The organism is Vibrio gelatinilyticus (assembly GCF_022836845.1).
GTDB classification, from domain to species: Bacteria; Pseudomonadota; Gammaproteobacteria; order Enterobacterales; family Vibrionaceae; genus Vibrio; species Vibrio gelatinilyticus.
The window spans coordinates 87,097-106,427 of the sequence record NZ_JAJNNZ010000005.1 but is presented as its reverse complement, the minus strand read 5'-3'; the positions used below and the strand labels follow the sequence as shown (position 1 = coordinate 106,427).

At 45.0% G+C, this 19,331-nt stretch carries 16 protein-coding genes and 1 pseudogene; 7 read left to right on the top strand and 10 right to left on the bottom strand.

The genetic code is table 11. The features are described 5' to 3' along the window. Positions 1 to 42 precede the first annotated feature (42 nt). Positions 43 to 306 (top strand): annotated as a pseudogene (locus LNL84_RS19810) (urate hydroxylase PuuD); the annotation flags it as partial. 144 nt (positions 307 to 450) lie between these two features. Here LNL84_RS19810 and LNL84_RS08275 read toward each other — a convergent pair. After that, positions 451 to 606 (bottom strand): DUF3012 domain-containing protein, encoded by a 156-nt coding sequence (locus LNL84_RS08275; protein WP_244356754.1) that lies wholly within the window; start codon positions 604 to 606, stop codon positions 451 to 453. A gap of 369 nt (positions 607 to 975) precedes the next feature. Between LNL84_RS08275 and LNL84_RS08270 the strand changes: the two genes are divergently transcribed. After that, positions 976 to 1,533 carry a YceB family lipoprotein gene (locus LNL84_RS08270; protein ID WP_244356937.1) on the top strand — a complete coding sequence of 186 codons (558 nt, stop codon included), beginning with the start codon at positions 976 to 978 and terminating at the stop codon, positions 1,531 to 1,533. A 91-nt stretch (positions 1,534 to 1,624) separates the two neighbouring features. Here LNL84_RS08270 and guaD read toward each other — a convergent pair whose 3' ends face one another. Genes guaD through xdhA form a run of 4 tightly spaced genes read right to left on the bottom strand, consistent with a single transcriptional unit; the run spans position 1,625 to position 7,693 of the window. Then, positions 1,625 to 2,962: a guanine deaminase gene (gene guaD, locus LNL84_RS08265; protein ID WP_244356753.1), complete on the bottom strand. Its 1,338-nt coding sequence runs from the start codon at positions 2,960 to 2,962 to the stop codon at positions 1,625 to 1,627. 19 nt (positions 2,963 to 2,981) lie between these two features. Further along, positions 2,982 to 3,824, bottom strand: a complete 843-nt coding sequence (gene xdhC, locus LNL84_RS08260; RefSeq protein WP_244356752.1) for a xanthine dehydrogenase accessory protein XdhC — start codon at positions 3,822 to 3,824, stop codon at positions 2,982 to 2,984. 22 nt (positions 3,825 to 3,846) lie between these two features. Further along, the gene (xdhB, locus tag LNL84_RS08255) at positions 3,847 to 6,252 is read right to left on the bottom strand and encodes a xanthine dehydrogenase molybdopterin binding subunit (RefSeq protein ID WP_244356751.1); all 2,406 of its coding nucleotides are present in this window, start codon (positions 6,250 to 6,252) and stop codon (positions 3,847 to 3,849) included. Beyond that, positions 6,245 to 7,693, bottom strand: a complete 1,449-nt coding sequence (gene xdhA / locus LNL84_RS08250) for a xanthine dehydrogenase small subunit (RefSeq protein WP_279610980.1) — start codon at positions 7,691 to 7,693, stop codon at positions 6,245 to 6,247. Before xdhA ends, xdhB begins: the two co-directional genes overlap by 8 nt. Positions 7,694 to 7,952: 259 nt before the next feature. Between xdhA and LNL84_RS08245 the strand changes: the two genes are divergently transcribed. Then, on the top strand, positions 7,953 to 8,744 hold the full coding sequence (locus tag LNL84_RS08245; protein ID WP_244356750.1) for an AAC(3) family N-acetyltransferase: 792 nt from the start codon (positions 7,953 to 7,955) through the stop codon (positions 8,742 to 8,744). A gap of 15 nt (positions 8,745 to 8,759) precedes the next feature. Here the strand turns inward: LNL84_RS08245 and LNL84_RS08240 are convergent, their stop codons facing one another. From LNL84_RS08240 to LNL84_RS08225, 4 genes are all read right to left on the bottom strand, one after another. Next, positions 8,760 to 9,500: a GntR family transcriptional regulator gene (locus LNL84_RS08240; RefSeq protein ID WP_244356749.1), complete on the bottom strand. Its 741-nt coding sequence runs from the start codon at positions 9,498 to 9,500 to the stop codon at positions 8,760 to 8,762. A 249-nt stretch (positions 9,501 to 9,749) separates the two neighbouring features. Then, complete coding sequence (gene cspE / locus LNL84_RS08235) at positions 9,750 to 9,962, bottom strand: transcription antiterminator/RNA stability regulator CspE (protein ID WP_244356748.1); 213 nt, start codon at positions 9,960 to 9,962, stop codon at positions 9,750 to 9,752. Between the two features lie 539 nt (positions 9,963 to 10,501). Continuing rightward, positions 10,502 to 11,770, bottom strand: coding sequence for an L-methionine/branched-chain amino acid transporter (yjeH, locus tag LNL84_RS08230; RefSeq protein WP_244356747.1), 1,269 nt, complete (start codon positions 11,768 to 11,770; stop codon positions 10,502 to 10,504). Positions 11,771 to 11,930: 160 nt separating this feature from the next. Then, positions 11,931 to 12,149: a hypothetical protein gene (locus tag LNL84_RS08225; protein WP_244356746.1), complete on the bottom strand. Its 219-nt coding sequence runs from the start codon at positions 12,147 to 12,149 to the stop codon at positions 11,931 to 11,933. A gap of 213 nt (positions 12,150 to 12,362) precedes the next feature. On the opposite strand from LNL84_RS08225, the gene LNL84_RS08220 reads away from it, so the two are divergent. Both LNL84_RS08220 and LNL84_RS08215 read left to right on the top strand, forming a co-directional pair. Beyond that, on the top strand, positions 12,363 to 12,785 hold the full coding sequence (locus tag LNL84_RS08220; RefSeq protein ID WP_244356745.1) for a glycine zipper domain-containing protein: 423 nt from the start codon (positions 12,363 to 12,365) through the stop codon (positions 12,783 to 12,785). Positions 12,786 to 13,177: 392 nt separating this feature from the next. Continuing rightward, positions 13,178 to 14,140, top strand: a complete 963-nt coding sequence (locus LNL84_RS08215) for a sensor domain-containing diguanylate cyclase (RefSeq protein WP_244356744.1) — start codon at positions 13,178 to 13,180, stop codon at positions 14,138 to 14,140. Between the two features lie 6 nt (positions 14,141 to 14,146). Here the strand turns inward: LNL84_RS08215 and LNL84_RS08210 are convergent, their stop codons facing one another. Further along, the gene (locus LNL84_RS08210; RefSeq protein ID WP_244356743.1) at positions 14,147 to 14,782 is read right to left on the bottom strand and encodes an HAD family hydrolase; all 636 of its coding nucleotides are present in this window, start codon (positions 14,780 to 14,782) and stop codon (positions 14,147 to 14,149) included. 372 nt (positions 14,783 to 15,154) lie between these two features. On the opposite strand from LNL84_RS08210, the gene LNL84_RS08205 reads away from it, so the two are divergent. Together LNL84_RS08205 and LNL84_RS08200 are read left to right on the top strand one after the other, a co-directional pair. Beyond that, positions 15,155 to 16,246, top strand: a complete 1,092-nt coding sequence (locus LNL84_RS08205; protein ID WP_244356742.1) for an efflux RND transporter periplasmic adaptor subunit — start codon at positions 15,155 to 15,157, stop codon at positions 16,244 to 16,246. Between the two features lie 28 nt (positions 16,247 to 16,274). Further along, a complete protein-coding gene (locus tag LNL84_RS08200) occupies positions 16,275 to 19,319 on the top strand; it encodes an efflux RND transporter permease subunit (RefSeq protein WP_244356741.1) in 3,045 nt (1,014 codons plus the stop codon). Positions 19,320 to 19,331 lie beyond the last annotated feature (12 nt).

The following is a 19,331-nucleotide window of genomic DNA, read 5'->3' as shown; positions in this document are numbered from 1 at the left end:
GCGCAAGTGGAGTCGGTACATTCTGAAAAAGCAACTAACACCGGGGTTGCATTTGAAGCGGTAAACGCCGTTATTAAAGAGCGCTGTGTTGTTTGTCACTCGGCTACACCAACTCACGCGGCTTTTCAGACCGCTCCGGGTGGTGTGGTGCTTGATACGCCACAAGAGATCAAGATAAATGCTCCTCGCATCGTAGCACAAACGGTGACTACTAAGGTGATGCCTTTAGGGAACCTTACCCAGATGACCGATGATGAAAGGGTATTGATTGGAGATTGGGTTAAACAAGGCGCGAGTATAGATTGACCTCTGCCAGTGTTTACTAAAAGCCCCAGTTAAACTTTGCGTTTTCTGGAGCTTTCTTATAATAAAAGGCACTATGGGAAAATCGAGTGCCTTTATTACATGTAAAGCTTGTTGCTGAGTGGTTCACTGAATGCGTAGGAATACTTAAAAAATACAATGTTTGGCGTAATCGCTCGCTTCGTTTGCCGTCCAATCGCCTTTAGGCGTTTCTTCCATGTTTTTGCACCATTTCTCGCTACCCACTTCAGCACATGCCATCAATTGGGTGGCTAAAAATACTACTAATGCAATTCTCTTCATACGGTCCTCTGTAGTTACTCGTGTCTCTGGCCAGCATGGTTAGTTCTATATCGAATACTAACCGGTCGAAGATATGTTACATAATTTTACACTGAAATGTTATCTCTACATGTGTGAATAATTGCCCAAAGTGAACTGTTTCCCATAAACCTAACAACGATAGAGTTTTCATCGCAACTTTAGCCATTTTCTGACTGTTAAGTTGGTGTCAGTTCGCAGGCTTCGACTTGACACAGCAAGCTTTTGAGACTTTGCTCATAGTAAATGTCGGTATGTGTTTTAAGCTTGCGAAGCGGATTGAGAAGGATATGTTCGATCATCTCTAACTGTCTGACTTTGCGAAAAATAAACGGAAGACAGGCGATGGAAATGTTGATAAGAGCTGCAAATATTCTGATGGTTATTACTGTTGCTTCGCTATTTTCAGGATGCGCAAGTTATAGCATTACAGAGAAAGACATGACGGATTATCTGCAAGAAACGGTTGAACTTGATCAGTCTGTTGGCATTGAAGACGTGATGTATGCAAGAGTGTCTGTTGACGATCTCAGTGTAAAAATAGGGCGTACAGAGCAAGACAGAGTGTCGGTGTTTGCCAATACACAAGCTGAGGTTAAAGTCGCTACGCTTGATAAGATGGGCGTCGAGCTCGATCTGGAGTTTAGTGCTATTCCCTCTTATGATCCGGAAAGTGGAGAGATATTTCTAAAATCACTAAGATTAGAGCGATTTGATGAACAGGGTTATCAACTAACGCCCGAAGTTAAGCAGCTCATCAAGCCTGCCGTGTCCATGATAGGTTATGCGCTATCACAGCAACCCGTCTATAAGCTAGACAGTGCCAAGGTTCAACAAGCCTTGTTAAAATCGGCGGAGCCTAATCTGGTTATCAAAGACAACAAACTGGTGATCGAACTGTTTGACTAGGCGCTGTTGACCTTTCGCGACAACATCGAATCTATTCACCCAGCCAACAACATGTGGTGACTGGGTGATTTTGAGCGAATCACATTTTTAACTAGCTGACGAGCTGAGCTTTGAGGTGCGCTTGATGGCTATCGTACTGTTTTTCGCCCATGATGAAGGTCTGGGTGACGGTTCTATCATCTCCTAAACTCATCAAAACAAACAGCTTTTCTTCAAGCGTTCTGGCTTGGTTCATTCTAAACCGCATTAGCTGTGTTGCGTGCAAGTCGATCACAACAAAATCGGCTTCTTTTCCTACTTCCAAGTTTCCTATTTTGTCATCGAGATCCAGTGCTTTGGCGCCACCTAGTGTGGCTAAGTACAAAGATTTGAGAGGATGCAGTTTTAGTTGCTGTAACTGCTGAACTTTGTAGGCTTCGCTCATGGTCTGTAAGATGGAAAAGCTTGTGCCCGCACCGACATCGGTGCCCATTCCCACTTTGACCCCAAAACTCTCAAGGCGAGGAAGGTTGAACAATCCGGAGCCTAAAAACAGATTGGATGTCGGGCAAAATGCGATGGAGGAGTTCGTATCTGACAAGCGCTGGCATTCACAGTCAGAAAGATGGATCCCGTGTGCAAACACCGAACGTTTATGCAGCAAGCCATAGTGGTCATATACATCTAAATAACTGGCGCGCTCGGGAAAGAGGTCGAGCACCCATTCAATTTCTTTTTTATTTTCTGACAGGTGCGTATGCAGGTAAACATCTGGGTATTCCTCTAGAAGCTTTCCAACCATAGCGAGTTGCTCAGGTGTACTAGTAGGTGCAAATCTGGGGGTTACGGCATAAAGCAGTCGATCTTTCCCATGCCAGCGTTCAATGAGTTCTTTCGATGCGGAGTACCCTGATTGCGGAGTGTCAGTGAGATAGTCTGGCGCATTCCTATCCATTAATACTTTGCCCGCGATCATGCGCAAATTCCGTTTCTCCGCTTCCGAGAAAAATACATCTACAGACTCTTTATGAACGGTACCGAATACCAGAGCCGTCGTCGTACCGTTACTGGCTAATTCATCGAGAAAGAGTTTGGCAACTTGAAGCGCGTAGGTAGGGTTCTTGAATCTTAGCTCTTCGGGGAATGTATAATTTTCGAGCCAATCGAGCAGTTGTTCACCGTAGGAGGCAATCATGCCGGTTTGTGGGTAGTGAATGTGAGTGTCAATAAAGCCCGCCGTGATGAGCTTGTCCTTGTAAACGGTAACGGGCAGCCCCTTAGGTTGACGGGCAAAGACCTCTTTTGCTGCACCAATATCTTGAACCAAGCCATTTTCGATGACCAAAAGGCCATCTTCATAATATTGATAAGAGTCTTCGAGGCTGACATCTTTTGGATCTGCAATACTGTGTAAGATTGAAGCACGAAATGCTTTTCGTTGAGCAGTCATAATGTAAGTCTTCCTTTTACTAAGCCATTTTATGTTCAATACCGCTTAGTGTTGTGTTGCTTTCATCCAAAGGCCTCTTTTGTTCTAGTGGGTGGCCTTGGTAAAGAGAAATCAATTCTCCCGCAACTGAAACAGCGATTTCAGCAGGGTGCTTACCTGTTACACAGGCAAGCCCTATTGGGCAGATCATGGTGTTGATTTGAGTCTGAGAAAAGCCTCTTTGTTCGAGCCTACGGTCGAATTTTTTTCGCTTAGTCAGAGAGCCAATTAAGCCAAAATAGCGACTGTCGCCACGCTTTATGATGGCTTTTGCGAGTTCAAAATCCAACTGATGATTGTGTGTCATGACCAAAATATAGCTATTTGGTGGCAAAGATCGCACTTCACCTAACGGATCATCGCTGACTAACTTGGTGACGCCAGCGGGTAAGTGATCGGGAAATTCGTTTTCACGTTCATCGATCCATGTTATGCGAAACGGAAGCGTTGCCACGATGTTGACTAAGGCCTTTGCGACATGGCCTGCGCCAAATAGCACCAAGTGGTTTTGTGCTGCGCCAATGGGTTCGAAACTTAGCGTCGCCATACCGCCACAACACTGGCCCAGGCGCGGGCCAAGATTGAAGCGTTCAACTTTCAATTGTTGCTCTCCGGCGAGTAGCATTTCTCTGGCCATTTTGGCCGCAATATGTTCCAGATGGCCGCCGCCAATCGTGGCGACTAATCGCTCACGAGTGACGAGCATTTTGGTGCCGGCATCGCGGGGCACGGAGCCCCTATCTTCAAGCACCGTCACCATCACGCAAGGCTCACCCGTTTGTTCCAGCCTGGCAAGTTCATGTATCCAGTTATCTTTAAACATGTTTGCTCCTTAGCGCTATGGCCTAGTTGGCCTGCTGCTTACCTGCATCGGTTGGCGTTTTATGAGTGGTGCTCGGCGCTGTGACACGCTCAATCTCTTTGAGTACTCGCTCTGGCGTAGCTGGAGTGTCGAGTTTTGGAATTGCTCCCTTGATGGCGACATAGGAAATCGCGTCTTTAAGGGCGCTCCACACCGACATGCCGAGCATAAATGGCGGCTCACCAACGGCCTTGGAATTAAACACCGTATCTTCAGGGTTGCTACGGTTTTGAAGCAATTCAACCCGAAAATCGATAGGCATATCCGCAATGGCAGGGATCTTGTAACTGGCTGGGCCATTGGTTAGTAAGCGGCCTTGTTCGTTCCATACCAGTTCTTCGGTGGTGAGCCAGCCAGCGCCCTGTACAAAACCACCTTCAATCTGGCCAATATCGATGGCTGGGTTAAGAGATGCACCAACGTCATGGAGAATATCCACGCGAAGGATCTTGTATTCCCCGGTGAGTGTGTCGATGATGACTTCCGAGCAGGAAGCACCGTAAGCGTAATAATAAAACGGTCGACCTCTTGCTTTTTCGTGATCGTAAAAGATCTTCGGAGTGCGGTAAAAACCCGTGCTCGAAAGAGAGATTTGGTTGACGTACGCCAATTGAATGAACTCATCAAAGCACATCAATTGTTCTCGGATCTGTACCACGCCGTTTTTGAAAACCACTTCTTCTGGAGAGACCTTAAAATGGGCCACCGCAAATTCGATTAAGCGCTGCTTTATTGTGATGGCGGCGTTTTGCGCGGCTTTACCATTGAGGTCGGCCCCCGATGAGGCTGCCGTTGGTGATGTATTCGGCACCTTGTCTGTGTTGGTTGCGGTGATTTGTATACGCTCGACATCGACTTGAAACTCCTCTGCTACAATCTGGGCAACCTTGATATTGAGCCCTTGTCCCATTTCGGTACCACCGTGATTTAGGTGAATACTACCGTCGGTATAAATATGAACCAAAGCACCCGCTTGATTCAAAAAGGTCGCTGTAAACGATATGCCAAACTTAACTGGAGTAATGGCGATGCCTTTTTTCAGAATAGGGCTCTTTTCATTAAACGCGGTGATTTCGGCTTGGCGCTGGTGATAGTTACTACTTTGTTCAAGCCTCTCTGTTATCTCAGGAAGGAAATTATCTTCAACGGTCTGGTAGTAATGAGTGACATTGCGACCCTCCTCTCCGTAGTAATTTGCTTTACGCACTTCGAGTGGATCTTTATTTAGGTAACGCGCAATTTCGTCGACAATATGTTCAATAGTCATCATGCCCTGTGGGCCACCAAAGCCTCGATAGGCGGTGTTTGACGCGGTGTTGGTTTTGCATCGGTGACCGGTAACGGTAGCGTCGCCAAGGTAATATGCGTTGTCAGAGTGGAACATCGCTCTGTCGACGATGGAGCTGGACAAGTCTGGAGAGTAACCGCAATTGCCCGCTACCGTAATGTCGATTCCCTGAATGACCCCGTTATCGTCGAATCCGACTTTATACTGGTTATAAAAAGGGTGCCTTTTGCCCGTCGTACACATATCCTCATTTCGATATAGACGCATTTTGGTCGGGCGCTTAGTCAGGTGTGCAATCACTGCAGCCATACATGCAGGCCCAGCCGCCTGAGTTTCTTTACCGCCGAATCCTCCGCCCATGCGTCGCATATCTATAACGACCTTGTGCATGGCAACGCCGAGAACTTCAGACACCAGCTTTTGAACTTCCGTTGGGTTTTGAGTTGAGGTGTAGACAATCATGCCACCATCTTCAGTTGGCATGACGCTGCTAACTTGTGTTTCAAGGTAAAAGTGCTCTTGCCCGCCGATTTCTAGCTCACCCTCAAGAATGTGCGTGGCGGCCTGTAGCGCTTTGTTTGAATCACCACGTTTTTGCCGATGGCTTTCGGTCACGAAATGTTTTTTTCGTAATGCTTCTTTGACATCTAACACTGGTGTCAGTGCTTCGTACTCTATGATTGCGGCCATTGCGGCCTTACGAGCGGTTTCGAGATCATCCGCAGCAACAGCGATGACGGGCTGGCCATGATATTCAACGACACCATCAGCAAGTAGAGGATCACCAGGTAAGATCGCCCCAATGTCGAGCTGACCTGGCACATCTTCACTGGTAATTGCAATGGCTACACCCTCGAATTCATAGCAAGGCGTCACATCTATCTTCGTGATTTTTGCATGGGCGTGGGTGCTCAGGCGAGCATAGACGTGCAGCTGATTTGGAAACTCCAGGCGATCATCAATGTAGATCGCTTCTCCGGTGACTTGCTTTGCCGCACTGTCATGTTTGACGCTTTTGCCAACGCCTGTAGTAAGATCGTGCTTAACGATGGCCACCATCTCCTCGTGACTTTTCGTATTGTGGTGGCTTGCGTTAGACATAGCTGGTCACCCTCGTTTCGATTTTATTTGATTGATTCTGTTGTTCGATAAAAAAACGGCGAAGCATATTGGTAGCGATTGATGAGCGGTACTCCTTACTCGCTCTGAAGTCACTCAGGGGCTCAAAGTCCTCTTCTAGGGCAATCATGGCTTGTTCTATAGTGTTTAAGTTCCATTCCTGGCCAAGTAAAGCGTGTTCACAGGTGCTTGCCCGCTTAGGCACAGCAGCCATACCGCCAAACGCGATTTTTGCATCACTCACATGATTGTTGTTTAAAGTAATGCTGAACGCGCCGCACACGGCAGAGATATCGTCATCCAAGCGTTTTGACACTTTGTAGGCTTTAAAAGTCTGCTCAGGCTTAAGCTTTGGAATAATGATTTGTTCAATAAATTCCGCGTCCTTTTGAGCCGTGACTTTGTAGCTAATGAAGTAATCTTTTAGTGCAATGATTCGTGATTGCTTGCCCTGACGTAGCTTTATTTGAGCACCTAGGGCAATTAAAAGTGGAGGCGTATCGCCAATGGGAGACGCGTTGGCAATGTTGCCGCCGATAGTGCCTTGGTTGCGAACCTGAAGTGAAGCGAAGCGATGAAGTAGCTCACCAAAATCAGCATAGTTTTCAGCAAGGATGGAATACGCATCGCTAAGTACAACGTTTGCCCCAATGGTGATGTGATGCTTTGTTTCCACAATGCTCTTCATATCATCGACGAGATTAACACTAATGAGTGTGTCGACTTCTCTGTGAAGTTGAGTGACTTCCAAGGCTAAGTCTGTGCCACCGGCGACCAGTTTTGCTTGGGGATTTGACTCAAAGATAGAGGCGAGCTCCTCAATGGTGCGTGGTGAGTGAGCGGTTAAATGCCCGTGTGTCAAAGAGGCCGGCAGGTGTTCAATTTGGCGTAACGTCTCAATCGTTTTTGATTCTAATTGACTGAATTGATCGAGTATTGGCTGTGAAGCTGCAATTGAAAGTGCGGCATCTATAATGGGGCGATAGCCTGTACAGCGACACAGATTTCCGGCCAAAGATTCAAGGATCTGTTGTTTATTCGCCTGTGGTTCATTTTTGCTTAGGGAGAACATCGACATGATAAACCCAGGTGTGCAATACCCGCATTGAGAGCCATGAAAATCAACGATGGCTTGCTGCACTGGGTGCAGGCTTTGATCTTTTGCTTGTAAATCTTCAACAGTTATCAGCTGTTTGCCGTGCAGTGATGACAAAAATGTAAGGCAAGAATTCACCGAGCGGTACTGAAGTTGCCCTTTGTTTAACTCCCCCAAAACCACGGTACACGCACCGCAGTCACCGGAGCCACAGCCTTCTTTAGTTCCGGTTTTATGAGTATGGTTACGTAGATACTGCAACACCGTGGTGTTCGGTGAAACATTATCGACTTGCATCACTTTCTGATTGAGTAGAAACGTAATCAAGCGCTCCCTCCTTGTCTCTATATCCTTGTCGGTAGTACTGCACAGCTACCAAATTGTGTATGTGGTCGCCCAAAAGCTGACCTGAGGGTCAATAATTAGCGATCTTGACCAAATGGTCAACTTGTTTTTCACAATTTCGCAACCTTTTTTGTCGTTGGAAGAGACCTCTTTTAAGTTTAGTACGTTGTTTTGAGATGTGACTAAACGGCTTTGCTGGGGATTAATGAGATAATCACTGCTCTTACTAATAGATGGGTGAATGAGCATGACAGACAAGCAGGCATTGATTGATGATCTTTTTGCACTCGGGATCGAGCCAACAGGGACTTTGTTGGTGCATTCATCAATGAAAGCGATAGGGGATGTTGAAGGTCGGGCTGACACTGTACTTGACGCATTGTCTGACGTTATGCAGGACGGTTTGCTGCTTTTACCGACCCATAGTTGGGCTGATGACAACCTTACTAGCGGCGTCTTTGATCCCGATAAGGAACCTTCGTGTGTTGGTGTCCTCACTAATTTGTTTCGTCAAAGAACTGGTGTTGTCAGATCGCTGCACCCAACACATTCGGTAGCGGCTTTAGGGCGCAATGCTGCAGAGTTTATTGAAGGGGAAGAGACTTGCACAACACCATGCCCCCGAGATGGTGTCTGGGGAAGATTATATGACGTGGATGCTCAAATTTTACTTTTGGGGTGCGATCTAACAAGCAATACGTTTATACACGGGGTGGAGGAGTGGCACCCTGTAAAGAATCGTATTGCACGTAAATCACAAGTTATTCGAATTAAGAAAGGCCATCAGATTATTGAAAGCGAGCTACATCGTCACCAAAGCCCAAACCGTAGTATTCACAAAAACTATGATAAGTTGGAACAGCCGTTTTTGAAAACGGGAGTAGGCCATTGGGGAATGGTCGCTCAGGCGCCTTCCTTTATTGCCAGTGCAAAAGGAATGGCCGACCTGACCGAGTCTTTTTTAAAGAGAAACCCAGATATTTTTCTCGATCGAACGCCCATCCCATCTCAATGGTATGAGAAACGGATTTAAGCGAGAAAATGACGATCAGTTTGCCGAGCGCTTTTTTATAATATCCGAAAAAACAACATGAAGATCCTGAGACACCCCGTCTTCCGTTAGGTTGAGTTTGGCACGAATGTGCTGCAAGTGCTCTTTCATGAGTTGCAACGCTTGCTCCTTGTTCTGCGCTTCAAGGGCATCGAGTAGCGCGCTATGTTCATCTAAAGAACAGTTGGACTGGCCGCGAGTTTCATATTGAGCAATAAGCAATGAGGTTTGCGACACTAAGCTACGTTGAAACGCAAGTAGCGGAGCATTGTTGGCCATTTCGGCAAGCTTAATATGGAATTCGCCAGAGAGTCTCAATCCACTACCGTAATCGCCTTGGTCAAAGGCTGTATTCTCTTTTGATACCATCTCACGGCATTGGGCGATTTGCTCGGCGCTGGCGTTTTCTACAGCCAGTTCGGTAATTGCAAGCTCTAACACCTCACGAGCTTTGAAAATCTGTTGAGCTTCTTCAACGGTCGGTGCTGCGACGACGGCGCCTCGATTCGGCCTAATGACAACGACTTGCTCTAAAGATAGGCGGAGCAAAGCGCGTCGGATGATGGTTCGGCTTACATCAAAAATGTCAGCCAGCGCTTCTTCACTGAGCTTGGTTGCTGGTGGCAGGCGCTGCTCCAATATCGCGTCAAAGATATGGCAATAGACCTGTTCGTCCTGGGTTTGACCTGTTGACTTCGCTTTATTGGCCTTACCTACAGAGTGTTTTAAATTGGTCATATCAGGCTACTGCTCCTTATCTATATGGCTTATTTTTTGTGCATGCATGCTACCGATGGCCTCAGTTTACTTTATGCCCATGCAATAAAGCTATCTTTTGTATACAAAAACCGTAACTTTTGTCTGCATTTTTAGCGAAACTTTGGTGTAAACGAGTGAAGAGCGGGCTAGACATGATTCTTATTGGAAATTAAGACAAAAAAAAGCCCCGCTTAGTAAGCGGGGCTCTATCGATTCAGTTAGCTGTGATTATTGTGGAACAACGTTCGCAGCTTGAAGACCTTTTTGACCTTCTTCAACGTTGTAAGAAACCTTTTGGCCTTCTTTCAGCGTTTTGAAACCGTCACCAGAGATCGCACGGAAGTGTACGAATACGTCTGCTTGGCCGTTGTCTTGAGAAATGAAGCCGAAGCCTTTCTCTTCGTTAAACCATTTTACTGTACCAGTATTTGTGTTAGACATAGTATGTCCCTTAATATCAATTGGTTAAAATTTATTACCCTAAGGCAACTTGCTGAGCAGTTCGATTATTTAATCAAGTGGTAAACAGGGAAAAACTATTGGCAAATACTCGCACACGAGATAATTGTCAATTTTACTCTTACTCTTTACGTTAAATAACTCTGAACAACAGAGCGAAAAGAAGTCTAGCATAGTTACAGCCTTTGTAAACGAATACCTGTAACTTTTAGGTTATTTTTTAACCGGTCGGATGTGTGTGGAATCTTTCTGTTAGTTAGATGACTAGAAATTTATAAATAAAAAAGAGTTAGTTATGTATCTTCGCTCATTATTATTTGAAGAGCTTGCTTAGCGTTTGAAACTCCCACTATCGACGCAATCCGATCTCATTTGCGTGCTTTTTCTGAGTTTTGGTAGCTCAATATGAGTAACAAATTGAGCTGCGCATATTCTGTGAACTGAAAGGTATGCAACCCGATGTAAAAAACTTGCAACATACTGGCTGTGATTAAAGCTACCAAGCGTCGAATACGTCATCATCAAACCCCTTTGTTAGTCTCACAATTGGCACTAGTAGATCTTGAGCCTTTGGGTAACAAAAACAGCAAGAAGATAATGATAGCGTAAAGCATGGACCACTTTAGAAATAGAAGGACAATAACGCACAACATTAATGAGACAATCGCAAGTCCTTTACTTAGCCCGTCGAGTAAGTGACATCCTGCCCACATGGCAAGTAAGTAGACCAGTACAAATACGCCATTGGCAAGTTTCAAAAACTCTTCAAGATCGATACCCGATAGTTCGCCAATCACAGAAGAGATAACTAGAACAACCCCAATGAGAAGAGTCGCATAAGCAGGAACACCACGAGCAGATAAAGTGGCTAGTTTACCATTTGGATAATATTGCTGCGCTTGCGCCCATAACATCCGTGATAATCCTTGGGTGTATAAATTGATACTGGCAAAACAGGCGAGCAATCCCATTAAGCTGATCAGCCAATTGACACTACTTCCAAATAACGCAGTTGTAATGTACGGGACAGATGATTTATCCATCGCGGGCGTTCCGTAGGCGCCTAACTTAAGTACGACAATCGAAAATGCCCAATAGACCATCCCTGCAATGATGCAACCCACAATGATGGCGATAGGGAAATCACGCTGTGGATTCTTAAATTCTTCGCCCATGTGGGCAAATGCTTCAATACCGACAAAGCACCAGAACATCACCGCTAAAGCGGAAGAAATAGGTATTGCACTCTCTTGGGTCAGCGGTGGTAAAGACATGTCTGATAATGCAATGTTTGCCTCATACCAACAGCAAATAACTAGCACTACAATGCCCACGGCAATAGCGGACTGCAATCGCCCAGATGATTTACTGCCGATCAGGTTGACCGCCATCAACATGACAACGACAAAGAGTTGCGAGGCAATGCTACCACTAAGAGGGGCAGGTAAGATTTGTTGTGCAAACCCTCCCGCTAATGCGATCGCAGCGGGCACGCCTACGGGTATGACGCTTAAAAATAACCACGCAACGGCTTTCTCTAAGCGGCGACCAAAAGCTTTCTTTACAAAGTAGGAAGTGCCCCCAGCACTGGGAAAGTGTTTACCTAGCGTGGCAAAGGTGAGCGCGATGGGACTAACGGCCACCAAGAGAATTAACCAAGCCCATGGAAGAGACTGTCCCGCTATGCCTGCTGCGATAGCGGGTACCATGAATAATCCAGTGCCCAAAAGGGTCGTGGACATTTGGGCAATCCCGTAGGAAAGGGTAATTTCTTTCTTCAGCCGATTCATTTCGCATTCCGTTGCTTTCATGATTTGGCTATAGGTTATCCCGAACCGATCAATTTGTATGTAACACGTTTAACTTAATTGTTGATATAAACAGGATTACTAGTGGTGTGCTACTTAGGTCTGCTATTTAAAAGTGACGAAATAGGCGCTTTGCACGTGACTATGATGAATGCTTGGGAGGCACGCGTTGAAATTCACCTTCAATAATTTTACCGTGACTACAATCACTTTGGTGAAAATCACCAGATGCCATTTTCTTTTGTAGCTGCTTACCCTTAAACAGCGCGATTAACGTTAAAGGGATAGCTAATACCAGGCTGAACATCAAAGCAAACATACCGGTAAATAATGCGGCGACGGTGAGTAGTGCTCTTTTCATTGTGACTCTCTTTGTTGGAAGCGGACAATGCAATTTATAGCACTGAGCATGAATAGAAGATGAACAAAGAGGATAGGGAGGTAAGCCCAAATAACACAAAGGAAAGCACTGTGATAACTATTGGTTATTACCGCTATAACGTCAAATCAATTCCGTATCCTCTGTTCTTTACTTAATCTACGGATGTCTTTACAAAACATAGAGAGCAACCAAATGACAAATCAACGTAATAACTTAAAAGCACTATTGGCAGCATCAACACTTGTTGTTCTCGCAGGATGCGCGTCGCCAGCTTTTGATGCCGACAATGAGAATGCTGCCCGCAATCGAGGTGCAGCAGGAGGAGCGTTAGTTGGTGTAACACTGGGTGCACTCACTGGTGACGCAAGCCTTGCAGCCAAGGGGGCCGTTGCTGGTGGTGTTGCCGGGGGCGTATCTGGTTCTATGAAAGATCTCGATGACTCACGTGAAAATGACAGGACGAAAATCTTGGCTGATGGTATTTCTCAAGATCATCGCAGTGATTCAGAAAAGCGCGTGGCAGAGTTAGAAGCGGAAATCCGTATCCGTGAACTAGAACAAAAGATAGCGGATATGGAAAACGAAAAAACTGAGTCTAAGAGCGAAGACAGTTAACGACTTAGCAGCCTAATAAATTGACACACGCAGCAAAGAAAAAAGCCGACTGAAGAATCAATCGGCCTAAAAACAGTGTGAACAAGTAGGTTCACTAACAACGTCAGTTGGCTAGGTGACTCCGAACTAGGAGTCACTCTAGATAAAGCATTAAATGTGCCAATAATTTGAATGACATTTATGTGAATACGGCCCACCTTTCTTCTATCTCTCGTCTCTTTTGTTGTATTATGGGTTGCAAATTGCAACCCAATTGCTTTTTGCAATTATTTTTGTGGTCAATAAGAGTGTTAGTGCGTAACCACTGTGAATTTGTATGCCTCATAAATTGACATGGTCGATTAAATTTCCTTTCCTTAGCATAAGGTAAACGAAATAGTAAAAGGTAAGTGATGCAGTCTCCTGGCTGGCCAAGTAACGAAAAATCCCGTTTGATAAAACTTCACACTACAAAGTTACTCGATACTGTAGGTGAGGAGCGCTTTGACCGGGTTACACGTCTTGCCAAAAGAATCTTTGGTGTCGAGATGGCCTTGATAAGTCTAATTGATGAAAATAGGCAATGGTTTAAATCTTGCGCTGGTACTACATTAACCGAAACGCCAAGAGATATCTCTTTTTGTGCCCATACCATACTCGGTGAAGAGCCCTTTATTATTCCAGATGCCTCGACAGACCAAAGATTTAACGATAACCCACTGGTGACCAGTTCACCCAATATCCGTTTCTATGCAGGTGTCCCTCTTATGTTGGACAGTGAGTTTAGGCTGGGAACCTTGTGCATTATCGATGATAAACCAAGACATTTGACCAAAGAAGAGATCAATGACTTGATAGATCTGGCTAAGCTCGCAGAAAGAGAGCTTGTAACGACTTACCAAGCGACGTTAGATGAATTGACGTCCATATCTAACCGACGTGGCTTTAAAGAATTCGCAGCGCAATCCGTCAGGCATTGCAGCTTTGCAAATGTCGATTACGCCTTGATCTATCTAGATCTCAATCAATTTAAAGAGATTAATGACAGGCTAGGGCATAGTACAGGTGATCAGGCGCTAAGAGATTTTGCAGAACTTTTAAGGCACAGTTTTCGGGAGTCAGACGTCGTCGCCAGAGTTGGTGGCGACGAGTTTGTCGTGTTGATGTCTGATTGTAATCAGCGGGAGGCAGAATTAGCCGTTGAGCGTTTTAACCAGACTCTGAGCGATTACAATAAACAAACTGCATACGAATTTACGCTGAGTATGACTGCTGGAGTGGTGGTTTGTAAGCCAACGTCTAAGTTTTGCTTCGAGGAATTGCTGGATCTTGCTGACCAAGCGATGTACCGCAATCGTGCTTTGCAAAAAGCATAACGGACTCTAGCGGCTCGCGATAATTTGATCGAACAAGCTATGAAGATCTGTTAATTCATCAAAGTAAAGTGACGGTTTGACTTGTGGCTCAGTTGCATTGGCATGAGCGATGTAGCAACTCAATGAACCGGCATTATGTGCGGTCTTGATATCATAAAGGTGATCACCAACATAGAGCAGTTGATCTGGCCTTAGATTCCATTGCTGGCACAGTGACATGAGTGATGCAGGATTCGGTTTCGCTGGATAGTCTTCTCGAGAAATGATCCTGTCAACTCGAATATTGTTTACCGATGTTTTCTTTAAGGTAGCTTTGCGGCAATTACGCGTGACAATAGCTAGGTGAAACTCTGCTTCTCTTAGCCTTGATAGTAAATCAAGAGCGCCTAGCATTGGAGCACTGCGTTGTGCATCTCTCATTTCATGCTCAAGGATGGTTTTTTCCATATCACTTTTTATCGTATCACATGACTGGTTTTCGACGTACAAAAGCAAATCTTGATCAGCAGGACAATACAGCTCCGCGCGTAGAGCGACAAAGTCGAGATCGGAAGAAACCAACGTATTGTCAAGATCAAATGCTACAGCCTTAACTTGAGTGAGCTGTTTCACCAACTTTCGTGAAACTACCAATTCGGTCATGCCGCCTACCTCCGTTGTAGAGCTATCAAGAAAACCAATATTTCAAGACTATTTTATCTGCTTAAATTGTAAATGCCATGTATCTTAAAGCCTACATTGGCTATGCTTTTTGTTGAACTTATTTTTCTCTGCAATGCTTCAAATAAATTTGTCGAAAAACAGTGAACTTATTAACACAATATTGTTCTATAAACCTTATTGTCGATTCTTTCCTTGTTTACACGTTCGCAGTAACGACTTAGAAATCGTTAATTTGTATCGTATTTGTTGCTTTTTACTAAGCTTAATGTAATTTATGTCTTATGTGTTGTGTTTGCTTTGTTAACCTATAATTGGTCTTGTATTTATAAATATTTTTGTTGGGTGGTTGTTATGAAATCTCAATTTCGCGTTCTCAGTTTGACAGCGTTAATTGGCGTTGCTTTGGTCGGTTGTAGCCCCGAACCTGAGCAAAAAGCTGAAGCGCCAACAGTTCGGCCTGTTAAAACCATGGTCATTGGCCTAGAAAATCAAAATTCAATTCGTGAATTTCCGGCACGAGTGCTTGCCTCAAAACGTGCTGAAATGGCGTTTAGAGTTCCAGGAAAAGTGAACAGTATCCAAGTGAAAGAAGGTGAGGAAATTAAACAAGGAGCAGTCTTAGCAACTTTAGACGATACTCAGTTTAAACTTGCCGTTCAGGAAAACAAAGCAACTTACAATCGTTTACAAGCTGACTTTAAACGAGCGAAAGAGCTGATTAAAGACAATTTCATCTCTAAAAAAGATTATGAACAAATTCGCGCAGACTTAACACGAGCTAAAGCGAATTACGACAGTGCTAAAGCTGATTTGAGCTATACCAAGCTGTTAGCGCCGTTTGATGGGTACATCGCTCAACGTAACATCCAAAATTTTGAAGAGGTGCAAGAAAAACAAGTCGTCTTTTCTTTCCAAAATTTAAGCCAGCTTGAGCTTAAGATAAATATCCCAGAGAAATTGGTTCGTCAGATCCGTGAGGATAGTGACGGCGAAGAGACGGATATTCCGGTTTTTGCGTACTTCGATACAGCACGCGAAAAGCCTTACCCAGTGGTTGTGAGCGAGATTTCATCTAAAGCTGATTCTGATACACAGACCTTCGAAGTCACAATGCAGATGGATGCGCCAACGGATCAAAATATCTTACCGGGTATGACTGGCTACGTGAGCGCCGATTTCTCGAAAATCGAGGGCGAGCGTACTGCCATATTAGTACCAACGACAGCGGTGGTAAGCGACAATTCGCTTAAATCTACTGTTTGGGTCGTAGCTGATGATAAGACAGTGTCTCCCAAGCAAGTTGAAGTCTCTACGATGTCTGGCGATAAAATCACGATATTGTCCGGTTTAGAAATGGGGGAACGGATTGTAACCGTCGGTGTACCTTTCCTGATTGAGGGAATGGAAGTGAGCTTGATGCCAGAAATAGACCAAGCTCAATAACTGTTGGCTCAGCGAGAAGAGATGTTTTATGAATTTAGGTGAGTATTCAGTAAAAAATAAGGTCAACAGTTGGTTGTTGGTCTTGCTTATGTCTATTGGTGGTGTGCTAGCTTATTTTGAAATGGGTAAGTTAGAGGATCCCGCTTTTACGATTAAAGAAGCAAAAATCATCACTCAGTATCCAGGCGCGTCACCTCAGGAAGTCTATGATGAGGTGACCTACCACATAGAGGACGCTGTCCGACTACTCGGTCAGGTGAAGCGTATCAAACGCTCGGTCACACGTGAGGGCTTGTCTGACATTACCATCGAGTTTAAAGATGAGTACACCTCAGCCGAAATGCCGGGAATTTACGACGAGCTTCGCCGTAAAATAGCTGACAATAAACATAAGCTACCTCCGGGCGCAGGTGAACCGCAAATCATCGATGATTTTGCCGATGTTTATGGTGGATTTCTAGCACTCAATGGTGAAGGCTATACCTATCGCGAGTTGAAAGATGTCGCCGACAACCTAAAGAAGCAGCTAGTGCTGGTTCCTGGTGTTCGAAAAGTGGCCATTGATGGTGATCAAAAAGAAATCGTATATGTTCAGATGTCACGTACTAAGATGGCTGAATTAGGCATCGATATGGCGACGATTTCCAATCTGCTTGCATCACAAAACCTGGTCGCCGATTCTGGTCGTGTTCGGGTTGGACCAGAGTACATCCGAATTGAACCCACTGGGAACTTCAAACGCGTCAGCGAAATTGAAGAGCTGCTGATTTCAAGCGACGATAAGAAGCTGATTCGATTAGGAGACATTGCAAACGTAACTCGTGAGTACGTAGATGAGCCAAACAAACTGATCTACTTCAACGGAAAACCATCCTTGACGGTGGGGATCTCGATGCTCAGCGGGAAAAACGTGGTAGAAGTCGGTGAGCTTATCAGCGACAAAATCATGAGCTTGCAAAATCAGATCCCTCTAGGGATGAATATCGATATCATTTATGACCAACCTACCGAGGTTGATCAGTCCGTTGCAGGATTTGTCACTAATACGGTTGAAGCACTTATTATCGTAGTCGTTGTATTGTTAGCCTTTATGGGGCTGCGCGTGGGACTAATCATCGGTGCCGTTCTATTGATTACGGTAGCGGGTACATTGGCATTAATGCACCTATATGGCATCGAACTGCAGCGTATCTCGTTAGGGGCACTTATCATCGCACTCGGAATGCTGGTGGACAACGCCATCGTAGTCGCTGAAGGTATGATGATCCGTATTAAGCGGGGTATGCCTGCCATGAAGGCGGCTGGAGAAGTGGTTGGTGCCAATGGTTGGGCTCTTTTAGGTGGTACGGCTGTGGGTATCTTGGCATTTGCGGCTATCGGTATGTCGCAAAGCAATACTGGTGAGTTCACCCGTTCACTGTTCTATGTAATTCTAATTTCACTGTCATTAAGTTGGATTACAGCGGTATCTACCACGCCGCTATTGTGCGCACTTTTACTAAAGAAAGAAGACCGCAAGGAAGGTGAAGCAGAGGCTGACCCGTATGCGGGTGCCGGTTTTGTTCTTTACAAGAATGTCCTTAAATTTGCTCTTAAGCAACGAATGTTAACGATCGCTGTTATCGTATCGATGTTCCTAGCATCGGTTTGGGGCTTTGGCTTTGTGAAAAATGCCTTCTTCCCAAATGCAAATACCCCTATGTTCTTCGTTGACGTTTGGGAAGTGGAAGGAACTGACATACGTCAAACTCGAGATGACACGTTGAAGATTGCGGAGTTCATTCGTGAACAAGAAGGTGTGGAGTGGACGGCGAGCTTTATTGGCGGTGGCGCTTCACGTTTCTCATTGGTGTATACGCCACAAGATAGTACCAAGGCGTATGGACAAGTAATTGTTCGTACAGAAAATCGTGAAATGATTGCCGCATTGCAGGTCAAGATAGACCAATTCATGCGCGAGAATATCGACAACATTGAGCCTAAGATTAAGAGCCTTCGTATCGGCCCAGGACGTGACTCGAAAATTGAAGCCCGTTTTGCTGGACCGGATCCTAAAGTTCTAAGGGATCTTGCTTCACAAGCTGAAGCCATCATGCACGCTGACCCTGAAACTAAAGAGGTTCGTAACGACTGGCGTCAGCCTGTAAAATTAATCAAGCCTATTTTTAACGAGCAGGTAGGGCGTCAACTTGGTGTTACTCGTCAAGAGCTAACGGCATCTTTGCGAGCGGCGAGTGAAGGTAAGCAAGTGGGTATTTATCGCGATGGTGTGCGCTTATTGCCTATTTCCTTTAGAAGCGATGCATCAGAACGTCAAGATGTTGCTCAGCTAATGGATGCGCAGGTTTATAGCCCGGTTCTTGGTAAAACAATTCCAATCGCTCAGGTGGTTGTAGGATTTGAAACTGTCTGGGAAGATGCCATGATACGTGGTCGAGATCGTTTGACGACTATTATTGCCTCTGCCAACCCGACTGGCGAACTGGCTGCACCACTATTCGATAGATTAAAGCCTAAGATCGAAGCTATTGATCTTCCGCCTGGCTATTCAATGGACTGGGGTGGCGAGTACGAAGATTCAGCAGAGGCACAAGGTGCATTGTTTAGCGCAATCCCAGTCTCTTTTATCATGATGATTATTGTGGTGGTATTGCTGTTTGGTAAAGTAAGACAGCCGTTAATTATTTGGATTACCGTACCGTTGGCAATTATTGGTATTACAGCTGGTCTTCTTCTATTCGATGGCGCATTTGACTTTATGGCATTGTTGGGCGCACTGAGCCTGATTGGTTTGCTTATCAAAAATGCCATAGTGTTACTCGAAGAAATTGATATGCAAGCAGAAGAAAAACCTCTTTATGACGCTATTATCGACTCGTCAATTTCTCGTATGAGACCGGTTATGTTGGCAGCGTGTACCACCATATTAGGTATGATCCCGTTGCTAGGTGATGTGTTCTTTGTGAACATGTCTATTACAGTAATGTTTGGTTTAGGTTTTGCAACCATACTGACTTTGGTGTTTATCCCGGTTATGTATGCTGTCTTGTTTAAAGCGAAAAATCCAGCTTGACGACATAGTTCG